Origin of the sequence: Marinomonas sp. TW1 (assembly GCF_001625355.1) — a bacterium.
Taxonomy (GTDB): Bacteria; Pseudomonadota; Gammaproteobacteria; order Pseudomonadales; family Marinomonadaceae; genus Marinomonas.
In genome coordinates, this window is sequence record NZ_JSEE01000002.1 from 233,501 (window position 1) to 248,795 (window position 15,295).

The window sequence follows — 15,295 nt, forward strand, 5'->3', positions numbered from 1 at the left end:
CATGTTAAAGCATGTCCCTCAGGTAACCTTTAAAACCCGTGTACGTAATGAAGACCTTGGTGGCCCCAACCCATTTGAATGGAAAGATGTCACTACCGATGACTTATTCAAGGGTAAAAGCGTGGTGGTTTTTTCTCTACCTGGTGCGTTCACACCAACCTGTTCAACGTCGCACCTACCGCGCTACGAAGAACGGTACGATGAATTCAAAGCCCAAGGTGTGGATGCGGTGATTTGTGTGTCAGTAAACGATGCTTTCGTTATGTTCCAGTGGGGCAAAAGTCAAAACGCCAAAAATGTCTTCTTATTACCAGATGGTAATGGTGATTTCACCCGCCAAATGGGCATGCTGGTGAAAAAAGATAACCTTGGTTTTGGTATGCGCAGCTGGCGTTATGCGATGCACGTTGAAGACGGCGCTATCAAACAAATGTTCAGTGAGTCTGGCTACCAAGACAATGCGCCAAGTGACCCATTTGAAGTGTCTGATGCCGATACTATGTTGGCTTATCTGAAAAATCGTTAATCTTAGCTCACACTAAATAACAAAAAGTGAAGGTTTATTAACAGACCTTCCCTTTTTTATGTGCCCTATTTCATTTCTAATACATAATCGATTAGGATCTTTTAGAAGGTTTTAAATTATGTATTACACATTAAGATAGAAGCACCATTCATGCTGAGATACTTTCGAAAGAAATCCATCATACTTGATATGATATTGTCATCAGTTCTGCTTCCATCATGGCAAAAAGTGACGATTTACCTTCTTCTCTCCATCAGTGCCAGCCTTTACATTCATCATCTTTTCTACCTTTACCAAGAAAAACATTCTCTACAAAATTATTTAGAAGGCGTTATTGACCGTACCGAGCAATCCGTCTTCCAAATGCATGCCAGTCTAAATTTAGCCATCACCAATCATCAAGTCGCCTGCTCTAACGAAGACCTCAATAGCATGCGAAAGACCCTATTAAAATACCCTTATATTGAAGACATAGGACGTATTACAGCGGATCATAAGCTTGTGTGTTCTGCTTTATGGGGTGAATTTTTACCGCCTATTAAACTTCCTGATGAAGGCAATAAAGACAATCTTTTTCGTATTAGCTGGCCCATAACAAACGGCCTCTTTGTTAAAGGTCTGAGACGCGCCGTGTTTAGCTCTGGGGATGCTTTTGTTATCCCTTCCCCTGCGACCTTTACTAATTTAACTCGCTACGCTCGTAAAACCGGTGTCGTGCTGTATTCTTCAAAAGAGCAGCATATTTATCGCACCTTCGATGACATTACCTTAGAAGAGGCTGACAGGGCGATTTCTTACCCACAAGATAACGTACCATGGTTGCCCACCGATAATAATTTCTTAACGTTAAGCATTTGCCCTGAGGGCTTCAGCTTCTGCGCCACGGCAATCGATAAAAAAACCGGTTATTACGACATGAGTCTTGGGCAATGGCTTTGGAGTATTCTTGTCGGAGTATTCTTTGGCTTATTAACCGCCATTAGTTGGGCCATTTTTAAATCCAACCGACGTTCGTTGATCTACCGTTTAAAATACGCTTTAAAAAACGACCAGATTTATTCCCTTTACCAACCCAAAGTCCAGCTAAAAACAGGCAAAATCATTGGTATTGAAGCGTTAGCCCGTTGGCAAGACCAAGAACTGGGCACGGTTTCTCCTGATAAATTCATTGCTTGCGCTGAGCAAAACAAACTCATCACACCGCTGACTCAGCAGCTTGTGAAGAAGAATTTGGACGACATGCGCCGCTATTTGCAAGCGGACTCAGAATTTACTCTTAGCATCAATCTATCCATCCAAGACCTTTCAAATCAAAGCTTTTTACATTTCATTGAAAAACAAATAAAACAAAGAGGCATTCATCCACAACAAATCATTTTTGAGGTGACCGAACGCTCAGCAGCACAAAATAACGTTTTAAAACAAGCAACCAAGCGCTTTCTTCGTAAAGGCTATCAAATTTCACTGGATGATTTTGGCACAGGCTTTTCGAATTTGTCCTGGTTAACCGCCTTTGAACCAAATGAAATCAAAATTGATAGAATGTTCATTCAGTCCATTGGCACGCAAACCGTCAACCAAATCACCTTAGACAGTATTTTTCAATTGGTCAGCAACTTGGATGTGAAGCTTGTTTTTGAAGGTATTGAGTCACTTGAGGAAGTTGATTATCTGACGCAACACACACCAAATGCCATTGGCCAAGGCTGGTTGTATTCGAAAGCAGTTGATGCCAAAACCATTGGTAAACTACTAAAAAATCAGCCTTTTACCAGCGCTACATTTTTAGCGAACGACGTGGACTAGACGTTTTAAAAGTCCAGATGGTCTAAATCATCAATGATCTTATTCGCATCGTGTTTGACCTTTGAGGATTGTCCAATCGCCTGACTCAGTTGTGCCAAGGCATTTTCAAGATCTTGCAATAACGCCAAGTAGGTGGTGTGAATATCCGCCAAATGGGCTTCAGAAGATTGCGACATGGCATCTGATAATTGACGACCTTTGTCCAATACTTGCTGCATTATCTTTTCCACGTCCTGTATCGCTAACGTCACGTCTTCCGTTCTGTCCGCTAAGGTACAAGCATCTTGCTGTAAGACTTCAAAAGCCCGATAAAAATGCTCGAAGCTGTTGCCCACTAGATAAAGTAAACTGCCTTTAGGAACCCCTTCTTTAGTAAGATAACGAACACCATCTCGCTCGACTTTTTTCATCAAACTCAACGCTTGAATAGGGTCCTTACCTAACACACCCATCGTGTTTCGATACACCCACAGTAAGACACACACAAGAAGTAAAAACGACGATGTCGCCAACGCAATGACAAGGTAAGTATACTGACTTAAGGTCTCATCCAATTCGTCCATATAGACGCCAACGCCAATCATCCATCGCCAATCTGGCAACAAGGTCATACCATTGATTTTCACAAACAAAGCATCGGACGAGGCTTTACGACTTTCTCCAATTCTAAACATGAAAGGGTGTTCATTTAAATAACTGACATACTTAGCATAAGATGGCTGAAAAACCCCCACCACCAACTCTTTAATATGCACTCTCGCAATGCCATTGGCATCGTTTGCCCAAACATAATAGTCATCGAATCGCATCGTTGAGAAAAGCGCTTCGACTTTCTTTTCCGCTTCGTCACGCGTCAATGTCTGATTCTTTTCTTGTTCTATATAATGGCTCGCTTGATTCACCGCAAATTTCAAAATCGACTGAATTTCATGTTTTCGAGCATCAATAAGGCTTTCTTTTAAGGTATAAATAGACAAATATGACAGGCCAGCAATGACAAAAAACATCACGAACACAATCAAATTGAATTTACTGGAAAGCTTCATATATTCTCTCTTAGAGTGAATTGATTGATTTCACTATACGATGCTTCAGCTCAAATTTATTGTTTTTTTATGTAGTTCATTCTGTCGTCATATCCAAGTAATAAGTAAACGAAAATGACAATGACTCGCCTCCTCAAATAGACTAACAAATCGGATTAGATGGCCTATAAATCCAATATAGAAGACGGCACCATACTTTTATTCACTAATTGCATTAACAGATCTCGACTACGCTCTCGCAGGGCATCACGTAACAGCCGTACCGCTGGCGTAATGGATTGTCGACTTGGGCAAATCAGCCATAATTCCCCTTGCTCAATTTGATAATCTTGCATCAATGGCAGCAAACGCCCGGCTAATAAATCCTTAGCGATATCTAAACCTGACTTTACCGCCAAGCCCTTACTCGCCACACACCAACGCCTAACCATATCGCCATCATTGGCGGCACGGGTGGCCTTAGGCTTCGCTTTATACGTTTTGCGGCCATCAGAAAACACCCAAGTGTCATTTAATATATCTTGTAATTGGTAAAACAAACCACTGAATTGAGAAAGCTCATCAGGGTGGGCCGGCTTACCATATTGCGCTACATACTCCGGACTGGCGACCAGAAAGCGCGGCACATTGCAGATTTTAAACCCATACAAGTTAGCGTCCGTTGGTGCTCCATAACGTAATGCCATGTCCAGTGCATCACGGTAGAAATCAATATTACTATCGCTAATGTGTGCTCGCAGAGTCATCTTAGGGTGCTGCTGTATAATCTCGTCTATCCAAGGCAAAGCGAGATTCCGCCCCAAATCTGACGATACAGCAACGCGTACTTCACCACGGATGCTGTCCGCCTCTTGATACATGCTTTGTTTGGCCTGATCCAGCATCGCCAAGGCAGCCTGACATTGCGGTAAATAACGCTCACCAGCACTGGACAGCCTCAAATGTCGCGTCGTCCTAACAAACAGTTCACTGCCCAACTGAGCTTCAACCCGTTTGACCGCCGCACTGGCCGTCGCCACCTGCATATCCAGGTGTGTTGCGGCCGCGGTAATACTGCGAAACTCTGCAACCTTAATCACCACCAATAAATCGTCTAGCTGCATTATCTAATCTCAATATTGTAAAAAATGCTTATTATCAAATATTATTTGACAATAATTCAAACCATAGCCGCTTTTTCCCTTCCCTGACAAGCCCTACCATAGCATCATCTTTTGTTGACCCAGTCCCAATTTACGGAGAACACACATGTCACACGAAATCATTAAAGACTTAACTGCACGTTACACCACCAAACAATACGATGCGGAAAAACGCATTTCAGCAGACGATTTAGCCATCATCTATGAAAGCCTGCGTTTATCAGCGTCTTCCATTAACTCACAACCTTGGAAGTTCATTGTGATTGAAAGTGATGCCGCCAAGCAGCGTTTTCATGACACCTTCGCAAACAAATTTCAGTTTAACCAGAAGCACGCCAAAACCGCGTCTCACATTGTCTTATTTGCTCACAAAACCCATTACAGCCGTGATGACTATGCCAAAGTGATTGATCAAGACATCAAATCTGGCCGTACACCTGCGGAAAATCGCGAACAAGCCTTTGGCGCCTTTGCTTTTGTAGATATGAACACAGATGAGCAAGGTAACAATGCCCCTTGGACCAAAGCACAAACCTACATTGCCTTTGGTAATACCTTGCACACCTTAGCGCGCTTGAACATTGATTCCACGCCAATGGAAGGCGTAGACCACGAACTAATCAGTGAATTGTTTGCCGATGAGCTGGAAGGTTATCAGTGTGACGTCGCACTCGCGATAGGCTACCGTGACGAAACTAACGACTACAACGCGCCACTGCCTAAATCACGTTTGGCAGCAGCAGACGTCGTCAAAGTACTATAAGCAGAGCAAGATTCCGTTCCCTTTTCAAAGCAGGCCAACAAGGCCTGCTTTTTTAGGAACAAAAACTTACTATTTTTACTTTATGGGCACCATAGCTCGTACTTTTATTTCATTTTCCACTTCACTATAGATATCAACTTCAACTTCAGGAACAGAAAGTGAAACGACTAGTGCATATCTTACCTTTGAATTATAGCGCTCATGAGAGGTTCGAGTTCTCCACCAGCCAGTCGCCGGATAAATCACTATTTGCCCCCGTTCAGCAAGTGATGCAGCACTACCTTTCCATATATCTTTATGTATTGAACCTCGGTGTCTATTCCTGATACCAAAACTCCAACCTTCTGAGTCGCTAGAAGAATCTAAATTTTCTCCTTCCTCTGCGGCATTAATTCGTCTTTGGAATGCTTGTTCGCTTTCTTCATGATGTTTCACAGCAAAACGAAGTTGATGACTTGCATAACCGTATTTATCTAGAATATTTCGATTCGATGGGTTGGGTTCGACAAAGTAAGAAAGCGTTACCGTTAATTCAATATCTTCCACTCCAATGCTCTGCAAAGTTTCTTTCGGCCAAGGCAAATCATGCAAATGCATGTCTTTAGTTGCTACAGACTTTCCTTTAGGTTTATAAAAAGGTTGCAACTCATCTTCAATTACCAAAGACAATGAATTATTGGCACTTTTAATGGCTTTTTCTATATTGGGCACACCAAAGCCAACAATTCTTGCTAATTCAGCCATTTTACCTTTATTTATATGTTTATCCGTATGTTTAGCTGAAACTAACTGGTACATTTCGTCCGTCCAATCAGCAGAATGAATCATTAATGCTCGAACCGTTTCAGGCCAAAGGTTAGGATATTCCACCTTCACTTGTGCGGCAAAACGAGCCGCTAAGGCTGTCGCTGCACTGGTGGCATTTGTCGTTTGAAAATGACGTTGAGAAAAGTCACTATTAGTACTCAATAAATTCAAGTCATGCATTCCCGCGCAGCCAAACAGGTCTCTGCCAATGTTGCCCCCTTCAAACACAATATCAGGCTTAATAGGCGTATTCTTTCTATCCCAAATGGTTGATGTTGTACTGTAAGGTGATAAGCCACCAGATTTCGCTAATGGCTGATAATCACCTGACTCTGTAAGCGTTACCTTGTTGGTATAAGCCCCCACAGTAATCACATTCCAAGCTTGAGCAGGGTCATGTATATCTTGCAGAAAATTGTAATCTGGATAATCTATTAAGGCTTTCAAGTCACTACCCGTATTACCAGCACACACCATAAATAATTTGGGATATGCTCTTTCAGCTAAATAGTCTGACGTTAAGGCATCCAATGCACTTGACCAAGATGACGCTCTTCCTCGATCTGTTCCTGTACTAGCTGATAAGGACATTGAGAAAATACGATTACGAGCAGCATAAATATTCTCGACTTCAGATACGGCATCAGATGTTACTAGCCCAAGAGGTTTATCTGCATTATCTCCATTATGATTTAAAGCCTTAACAGACTCTAACCTATGGCCAATGTCGAACTTATTACTTGTCGCAAGCGCATCGGTTAGGTCTCCCCACATGGCCAATCCCGCCATTCCTGTACCATGACCATTCTTATCCGTTGGGTCTGCGTCTGGGGTTATCGTCATCTGACTATTGATATCAGTAAAAGGTTTTAACAATGGGTGCTCAACATTCACGCCAGTATCAATAATGCAAACATAAGGTTCGCTACCATTATCCGTTTTATTCAAACGTTCTAGTAATTCTTTAGACCACTCTTTTTGTTCTTCACTTGGCATGACATCAAAAAACTCAGCTGTCACTTGAGGCGCTCTAATCTCTGCAACGCGGTTTAGAAGTAATGAGCTGCTTGAAAGTTGCTTTTGACTGGCTTTAACTTGCAGCACAGTATGCTCAGGGAAAAGCAGTTTATGTGGAGAAACTTTAATTTTTAACTGGTTGGCAATTTTAGTAAAGTCGGACACAATTTCTTTACTAAAATTGTTGATACCATCTTTTTTAGGCTTATTTCTGTTTGGTGTAGACAGCCATATTTCCCACCAAACAGAATCATTTTTATCAACAGGTAAAAACGAATCATCATCAGACCAAATTGCAGAAAATACGGCACTTCGAATTGACTTAATGGAATCAATCAGCTTCTGGTTATCTATTGGATCTCCATTTATATTCTTTTTCTCTTCCACGTAGTCTTTGAGCTTTTTCTCAAAATAAACCAACTGCCCATCAGGAAGAAATACCGTAGCAATGGTTTTATGTTGGCCAGCTTCTTTGATATTTTTTACATTTAAAAGGTCAATTTTTTTAGGGGCATAGGCAAGACTTTCAACTGCCATTTCAATACCTGAAAAGCTTTCAAATTCAATTTGGATGCCTAATGGCATTTCTAATGAAATTGCTTCAGTTTCAAACTTTAATGCTTTGAAATTCGTTGAAATGGTCGCTAAATCACCACGAAGTTTATGGCTGTGTGAAAGACGATCATCTAGAGGACGAGTTAATTTAGGTTCTCCTCCACCATGAGCTGTAAAGTGTTTTGGTATCGCAGTCGAGTTTAAGAAAAAATGTGGTTTATCAAAATCGTTATTCGCCATTTATGTTCCTTATTAAATGGTGAAATGCTTACTCATATTTAATCTGTCTTGAATTGCGCAATTAAGCATTTCGAGTGAAATAGCAGGGTGATCATGGATCAACATTTCTTTGATAGCATCGTTGGCAACAAGGGTTACTTCTGCATTGCTTAGACCTTGAGCGACTAAAGCTAATTTTTTCCATGAAAAATTCTTAGCAACATATCCACGCAAGCGAGATTTAAACAACAACACAATTTCGTCTTCAGTAGGCAGCTCATATCGAATAACATCGTCAAAACGACGGAACAAGGCATGATCAAGCGCCTCAATATGGTTAGTTGCACAGACAATCACACTGTTTGAGTCATCTTGCTCAATCATTTGTAAAAAGCTATTCAGTATCCGCCTTGCTTCACCGACATCATTATTAGATCCACGATGGGAACCAAGGGCATCGAATTCATCGAAGAAATAGACGCCTCTAACCTCTCTAATAGCATCAAAAATCTGACGTAATTGGGTTGACGATTCACCAAGATATTTAGTGATGACGGCATCGAGTCGAACTTCAAATAGTGGGTAATTCAACTCCCCAGCTAAAACAGATGCTGTATAGGTTTTGCCTGTTCCAGGCTTTCCAGCAAGCAGCAATTTCCTTCTAGGGGATAACCCATGATTTTTAAGCGTGACCAAATGCTTCTGCTCTTTGACTAAACGCTCTAATCGCCCCTTCACTTCAGAGGATACAATCAAGTCATTAAGGCGAAGCTTAGAATGGCTTGTCGATAACAATCCAGTAGTGTCTTTTATGCTATTTGCGATGGATACAGGGAGATTTTCACGACTTTTTTTCTTCGCTTTATCAACCAATGATTTTAATTCTTGAGCAAGCTTGCCATGACCACTTCTCGCTTCATGCGCGGCAACCTGAAGCGCAATAGATAAAAACCTATCGTCATCTTGGTCGATATGCGACTGCATTAAAGCTTTAATTTGAGTTGAGCTGGCCATGGTATCCACACTTAATTAATGTTCATTTTTCAACCGTGAGTATAGATGAAAGAAACAGCTAATTCATTAACTAACGCTACCCATGCAACGCCTTTAGCGCATGTTCAGGGTCGGCATCAACGATTTTGAGTAAGGCCCGAGCTGGCCCTGTTGGCTGACGACGGCCCTGTTCCCAGTTCTCTAAAGTACGCTTGCTAACTCCTAACAGGCTAGCAAAGCGGCTTTGACTCAAGCCAGTTTTTGTCCGAATCACTTTTACTTCTGGCTCGGCAAATTCCGTGATGCGTGCTGCTGTGTTTTGGCCTTTTATGATGTCATCGGCTTGTTGTACGCTTTCAAGTAGTTCGTTAAACATATTGTCGTTCATAGCTACCACCTCTCCACTATTTGTTTTAAGGTTTTGATTTGTGCATCGATTAAGTTTTCTTGTGTATTTTTCGAAAACGCATACAGCATATAAACTTGATCTTGACTGGTCATCCAGTAATAGATGATTCGCACACCGCCCCTTTTACCACGACCATCCAGTGACCAACGGACTTTCCTTAAACCGCCACTGTTCTTAATTAAGACACCAAGATCAGGCTGAATCACCAAGGCTTCCTGTAATGCTTTATATTCGTCATCTGTCATTAAGTCAGTGATGAGTTTGGTGAAAATAGAGGTTTCAATAATCACCATAGCATCACCAAATTATACGTCATTGACGTATCTTGTCGATTATAATTCATACAGAAATAATAAAAAGTAGAAGACGCTAAGAAATAGCTTTTGAACATATAAGAATTCCTTTTCCTATAAATTTGAGTCTTCCACCATGACGTTCCATTCCCTTGGCGTCAAGAGAAATGAAAGCGAGTAAATCCTATGATCAAAAAAATCCCCATGCCGTTTCACAGCATGGGGACGCTTTCAAAACAATAGGAAAAATTACACTCGAACCTGCAAAATGCCTTCCATCACTTCTCTAAGCTGCTGTTGGATAAAGGGTAACTTACTTTGATCCAAGCGATACTCGTTATGCTGAGCAGCGCTTTCATCGAGGTAGGTGGCTTGAGACAGTTCGAGTTGAATGGCATGAATGCCTTCTGCTGGCTGACCAAATTGGCGAGTAATGTAACCACCTTTGAATCGACCATTGAGCACTTGGGTGTAATTTGGACGTAAGACTTGCGTGAGCATACTCGGCAGAGCCTGATCACATGACTCGCCATGATTGGTGCCCCAGTTAAAGTCTGGCAATTGACCGTCAAACAACATGGGCACTTCGGCGGCAATGCTGTGAGCATCGAATAAGATGGCATAACCAAACTTGTCTTTCAGGCGAACCAGTTCTTTCGCAATGGTAGCGTGATAAGGACGCCAAATGTGTTCTTTGCACGCTTGACGATGCGCATCAGAAGGAAGGCTCCCTTCGTTAAACACAGGTTGATCCACAAACAAAATATCAGGAAACAGCCCTGTGGTTTTGCTCTCATAAAGCGGTTTATCATCATAAGGACGATTCAAATCAATCACATAACGTGAATAATTGGCTTTAATACAACCAACCCCCAAGTCAGCCAGATCACCGTAGAGCTCAGGAATAAACCAATCCGTATCCGGCAGTTTCGCCGCCAAATCCGTTAATCCCGCCGCCACGTCTGGGGTGAGGTTCAAACCTGAGTGCGGCATACTGACGAGTAACGGGGAATCCCCTTGGGTAAACTCAAATGGAGACTCAATAGATGACACAGATTCACTCATGATGTTAATTTCCCCTGCTGAATGCGCTGTTTCAATAACTGACCGCCCAACCAATAGCACAGCTCGCCTGGGCTTTCCACATCCCAGCAAACAAAATCTGCCGCTTTGCCAACCGCCAAAGAGCCGTGTGTCTCGGCCATACCAAGCGCCTTTGCCGCCTGAATGGTGGCACCAGCCAAGGCTTCTTCTGGCGTCAAAGCAAACAAGGTACAGGCCATGTTCATCATCAAACGCAACGACAAAGCAGGTGATGTGCCCGGGTTCGCATCAGTGGCAATGGCCATCGGCACCTGATATTGACGTAACCAATCAATCGGTGGCTTTTGGGTTTCTTTTAAAGTGAAAAACGCCCCAGGTAATAACACTGCCACTGTGCCTGACTCGGCCATGGCTTTTACATCTGCCTCTTCTATGAACTCAATGTGATCGGCAGATAACGCCTGAAACGACGCCGCCATACGAGTGCCACCTTGTGAGGTAAGCTGTTCCGCATGAATTTTTATTGGCAAACCCAAGGCGTTGGCTTTTTCAAAATAACGTGACACCTGCTCAGTACTGAAAGCAATGCCTTCACAAAAAGCGTCCACAGCGTCAGCCACACCCAGTTCAGCGACGTTTGGTAACACCGTGTCACAAAGGAAATCGATATAAGCATCTTTGTCGTCAAACTCAGGTGGCATGGCGTGTGCTGCCAAGCATGTGCGCTTCACCGTCATCGGAAATTGCTTTCCTAGCTCCGTCGCCACGCCAAGCATTTTTAGCTCTGAATCGAGAGACAAACCATAACCCGATTTAATCTCGACCGTGGTCACACCATCGGCCATCAAGCTTTTTAATCGACGAGAGGCACTGCTGATTAACTCGACGTCACTGGCATCACGCGTAGCCTTCACAGAGGAAGCAATACCACCACCCTGCTTAGCTATCTCTTGATAACTTACGCCATTTAAACGCTGCTCAAATTCCCCCGCTCGATTGCCACCAAACACCAAATGCGTATGGCAATCGATCAAGCCAGGTGTTACCCAACCACCCGCAAAGTCATGCTCTTGCTGAGCGTCATAAGCGGGTAATTTGGTCATGTCATCGAGCCACACAATGTAACCATCCCGAACACCAATGGCAGCGTTTTCAATCACTGAATAATGCCCGTTTTGCATCGTTGCTACATGAGCACCATACCAAAGACTGTCTAGTATCAAGGGGCCATCTGTGTGCCCCATAATATGAGTCATAGGGTCTCCTTTAGGCCACACTTGGTAATAAACCCGATGGCATCGCCCCATTATGCGCCGCTTCTTTTAACAACTCATTGGCCTTGGCAATGTCTGGAGCAAAATAACGGTCTTTATCATAAAACGGCACACGAGCACGCAATGTCGCACGGGCCTGCTCCAATTTTTCGGTTGATTTCAATGGAGCACGAAAATCCAAACCTTGCACCGCCGACAAGATTTCAACCGCCAAAATCCCACGAGTATTTTCCGCCATGTCTTTCAGACGACGAGCAGCAAAGGTCGCCATAGACACATGATCTTCTTGGTTTGCCGACGTAGGTAAACTGTCCACTGAGGCAGGGTGAGCATAGGTTTTGTTTTCACTGGCCAAGGCCGCTGCTGTCACTTGCGCAATCATGAAGCCTGAGTTCACACCACCATTATCCACTAAGAAAGGCGGCAATTTACTTAGATTACTGTCGATCAATAACGCCATCCGCCGCTCAGACAAACTGCCAATCTCAGCAATCGCCAAGGCCAAGTTATCCGCCGCCATAGCAACAGGCTCGGCGTGGAAGTTACCACCGGAAATAATGTCGCCTTCTGCCGCAAACACCAAAGGGTTATCCGACACTGAGTTGGCTTCTACACACAAAGTTTTGGCAGCGTTACGAATTTGTTCTAAACACGCACCCATGACTTGTGGCTGACAACGCAAAGAATATGGGTCTTGTACTTTCTCACAGCCCTGATGCGACTCACCCAAGTCACTGCTTTCGCCCAACAAATGACGATAAGCGGCGGCGGCATCCATTTGAGTCTGATGACCACGAACCTCATGAATACGCGCATCAAAAGGACTACGACTGCCCAACGCGGCTTCTACCGATAGCGCCCCGCAGGTCACCGCGGAAGCAAACAAATCTTCGGCTTCAAACAAGCCTTCTAAGGCAAATGCCGTTGACGCTTGTGTACCATTCAATAACGCCAAACCTTCTTTGGGTGCTAAGGTAATCGGCGACAAGCCTGCCACTGCCAACGCCGCTTGACCTGAAATAACTTCACCGCGGTAACGCGCTTGGCCTTCGCCCAGTAAAATCGTACTCATGTGCGCTAACGGTGCCAAATCACCTGACGCACCAACCGAGCCTTTTTTCGGAATACATGGGTACACTTCTTTGTTGATTAAAGTAATAAGCGCTTCGATCACTTCCAAGCGAATGCCAGAAAAGCCACGCGCTAAACTGTTGACCTTCAAGGTCATGATCAGCTTCACCGTGCTGTCATCCATTAACTCACCGATACCGGCGGCGTGTGACAAGACAATGCTGCGTTGCAATTCTTCCAAATCTTCTGGCGCGATGCGCGTATTCGCCAATAGACCGAACCCTGTATTAATACCGTAAACGGTTCTGTCTTCGGCAATGACATCATTCACGACTTGTGTGCTGGCATGAATGGCGGGGATGGCCTGTTCATCCAAACTCAGTTGGACTGACTGGCGGCTAATTTGGCGCAGCTCATGAAGGCTCAATTGACCTGGCTTTATCGTTAATTCAAACATGGTGTTCCTCAATCTGTATTGTCGGTTTTTCATCTGCGTCACCATATCGGATCACGCGTTAACACGCTCTTAGCCGCAAATAAAAAACCATACCGAGTAACAGGCTTGCCCTTACTCAGTGTCTGTTTGTGTGTTACTGCTTGCCGGTAATCATTGGCAAATGTAAGTTTTGTTCTTTGGCACAATCGATCGCAATATCGTAACCGGCATCCGCATGACGCATCACGCCTGTTGCTGGGTCATTGGTCAATACTCGGGCAATTCGTGCCGCAGTATCATCACTGCCATCACACACAATCACCATGCCCGAATGTTGAGAGAAGCCCATACCAACACCGCCGCCATGATGCAGAGACACCCATGTGGCACCCGATGCGGTATTCAACATGGCATTCAATAATGGCCAATCCGATACCGCATCCGAGCCATCTTGCATGCCTTCCGTTTCACGGTTGGGACTGGATACAGAACCGGAATCAAGATGATCTCGACCAATCACAATCGGCGCTGACAATTCGCCAGATCTAACCATTTCGTTAAAAGCTAGGCCTAACTTAGCCCGCTGCCCAAGCCCAACCCAACAAATACGCGCTGGCAAGCCTTGGAATTGAATGCGTTCACGGGCCATGTCCAACCAGTGATGCAAATGCGCGTCATCTGGAATCAGCTCTTTTACCTTGGCATCGGTTTTGTAAATGTCTTCTGGATCACCCGACAAAGCGGCCCAACGGAAAGGGCCAATGCCACGACAAAACAGCGGACGGATATAAGCTGGCACAAAACCTGGGAAATCAAAGGCGTTTTCGACCCCTTCTTCCATCGCCATCTGACGAATATTATTACCATAGTCAAAGGTCGGAATGCCCATTTTCTGGAACGCCAACATGGCTTCCACGTGTTTCGCCATCGACTGTTTTGCCGCTTTCACCACAGCCTGAGGCTCGGTTTGTGCCTTCTCGCGATACACTTCCCAGCTCATGCCTAATGGCAAATAGCCATTTAGTGGGTCATGGGCTGAGGTTTGGTCAGTGACCATATCTGGACGAATACCACGTTTTACCATTTCCGGTAACACCTCGGCGGCGTTACCGCAAAGCGCGATAGACACCGCTTTGCCTTCTGCTGTGTATTTTTTGATGCGCGCCATCGCATCGTCTAAATCCGTCGCTTGCTCATCCACATAACGAGTACGCAAACGGAAATCGATACGGCTTTGCTGGCATTCAATGTTCAGTGAACAAGCCCCTGCCAAGGTCGCCGCCAAGGGTTGTGCGCCACCCATCCCCCCTAGACCTGCGGTTAATACCCAACGACCAGTTAAGTCACCATCATAATGCTGACGACCTGCCTCAACAAACGTCTCATAAGTGCCTTGCACTATGCCTTGGCTACCAATGTAGATCCACGAACCTGCCGTCATCTGACCATACATTGCCAAACCTTTGGCATCCAACTCATTGAAGTGTTCCCAGTTCGCCCAATGCGGCACTAGGTTAGAGTTGGCAATCAACACACGCGGGGCATTCGAATGGGTCTTAAATACTCCGACAGGCTTACCCGATTGCACCAATAGGGTTTCGTCTTCTTCCAAATTCGTTAATGACTCAACAATTTTGTCATAACATTCCCAATCCCGTGCCGCTCGGCCAATACCGCCATACACCACCAGTTCTTCTGGGTTTTCAGCCACATCCGGATCAAGGTTATTCATTAGCATGCGCATGGGCGCTTCGGTAAACCAGGACTTTGCCGTTAAGGTGTTCCCAGTCGCGGCTTTTACTACGCCAGCCCGGTAACGTTTGTGAGAAGTATTAGAATGAGCCATCTTATTCACCTTTTGGTCATTTTAGTCTGTTGATCTTTTAAATGTATA

General features: G+C 44.3%; 13 protein-coding genes. 3 read left to right on the plus strand and 10 right to left on the minus strand.

The genetic code is table 11. From position 1 onward, the window contains the following. Window position 1 precedes the first annotated feature (1 nt). Both OA79_RS02715 and OA79_RS02720 read left to right on the plus strand, forming a co-directional pair. Complete coding sequence (locus OA79_RS02715) at window positions 2-526, plus strand: peroxiredoxin (RefSeq protein WP_063331670.1); 525 nt, start codon at window positions 2-4, stop codon at window positions 524-526. Window positions 527-754: 228 nt separating this feature from the next. Continuing rightward, window positions 755-2,332: an EAL domain-containing protein gene (locus tag OA79_RS02720; protein WP_197465346.1), complete on the plus strand. Its 1,578-nt coding sequence runs from the start codon at window positions 755-757 to the stop codon at window positions 2,330-2,332. A 5-nt stretch (window positions 2,333-2,337) separates the two neighbouring features. Here the strand turns inward: OA79_RS02720 and OA79_RS02725 are convergent, their stop codons facing one another. Together OA79_RS02725 and OA79_RS02730 are read right to left on the minus strand one after the other, a co-directional pair. Continuing rightward, window positions 2,338-3,378, minus strand: coding sequence for a cache domain-containing protein (locus tag OA79_RS02725; protein ID WP_063331672.1), 1,041 nt, complete (start codon window positions 3,376-3,378; stop codon window positions 2,338-2,340). 164 nt (window positions 3,379-3,542) lie between these two features. After that, window positions 3,543-4,481: a LysR family transcriptional regulator gene (locus OA79_RS02730; protein ID WP_063331673.1), complete on the minus strand. Its 939-nt coding sequence runs from the start codon at window positions 4,479-4,481 to the stop codon at window positions 3,543-3,545. A 145-nt stretch (window positions 4,482-4,626) separates the two neighbouring features. On the opposite strand from OA79_RS02730, the gene OA79_RS02735 reads away from it, so the two are divergent. Then, a complete protein-coding gene (locus OA79_RS02735; protein ID WP_063331674.1) occupies window positions 4,627-5,283 on the plus strand; it encodes a nitroreductase family protein in 657 nt (218 codons plus the stop codon). A gap of 75 nt (window positions 5,284-5,358) precedes the next feature. Here the strand turns inward: OA79_RS02735 and OA79_RS02740 are convergent, their stop codons facing one another. From OA79_RS02740 to hutU, 8 genes are all read right to left on the minus strand, one after another. After that, a complete protein-coding gene (locus tag OA79_RS02740) occupies window positions 5,359-7,902 on the minus strand; it encodes a S8 family peptidase (RefSeq protein ID WP_063331675.1) in 2,544 nt (847 codons plus the stop codon). A gap of 12 nt (window positions 7,903-7,914) precedes the next feature. After that, window positions 7,915-8,895, minus strand: a complete 981-nt coding sequence (locus tag OA79_RS02745) for an AAA family ATPase (RefSeq protein ID WP_063331676.1) — start codon at window positions 8,893-8,895, stop codon at window positions 7,915-7,917. Between the two features lie 76 nt (window positions 8,896-8,971). Then, a complete protein-coding gene (gene nadS, locus OA79_RS02750) occupies window positions 8,972-9,262 on the minus strand; it encodes a NadS family protein (protein ID WP_063331677.1) in 291 nt (96 codons plus the stop codon). 2 nt (window positions 9,263-9,264) lie between these two features. Next, on the minus strand, window positions 9,265-9,576 hold the full coding sequence (locus OA79_RS02755; RefSeq protein ID WP_063331678.1) for a type II toxin-antitoxin system RelE/ParE family toxin: 312 nt from the start codon (window positions 9,574-9,576) through the stop codon (window positions 9,265-9,267). A 249-nt stretch (window positions 9,577-9,825) separates the two neighbouring features. Continuing rightward, complete coding sequence (hutG, locus tag OA79_RS02760) at window positions 9,826-10,641, minus strand: N-formylglutamate deformylase (protein ID WP_063331679.1); 816 nt, start codon at window positions 10,639-10,641, stop codon at window positions 9,826-9,828. Continuing rightward, window positions 10,638-11,876 (minus strand): imidazolonepropionase, encoded by a 1,239-nt coding sequence (gene hutI / locus OA79_RS02765; protein WP_063331680.1) that lies wholly within the window; start codon window positions 11,874-11,876, stop codon window positions 10,638-10,640. Before hutI ends, hutG begins: the two co-directional genes overlap by 4 nt. A gap of 10 nt (window positions 11,877-11,886) precedes the next feature. Then, window positions 11,887-13,422, minus strand: a complete 1,536-nt coding sequence (hutH, locus tag OA79_RS02770) for a histidine ammonia-lyase (protein WP_063331681.1) — start codon at window positions 13,420-13,422, stop codon at window positions 11,887-11,889. A 133-nt stretch (window positions 13,423-13,555) separates the two neighbouring features. Further along, a complete protein-coding gene (gene hutU, locus OA79_RS02775) occupies window positions 13,556-15,247 on the minus strand; it encodes a urocanate hydratase (protein ID WP_063331682.1) in 1,692 nt (563 codons plus the stop codon). Window positions 15,248-15,295: the final 48 nt, after the last annotated feature.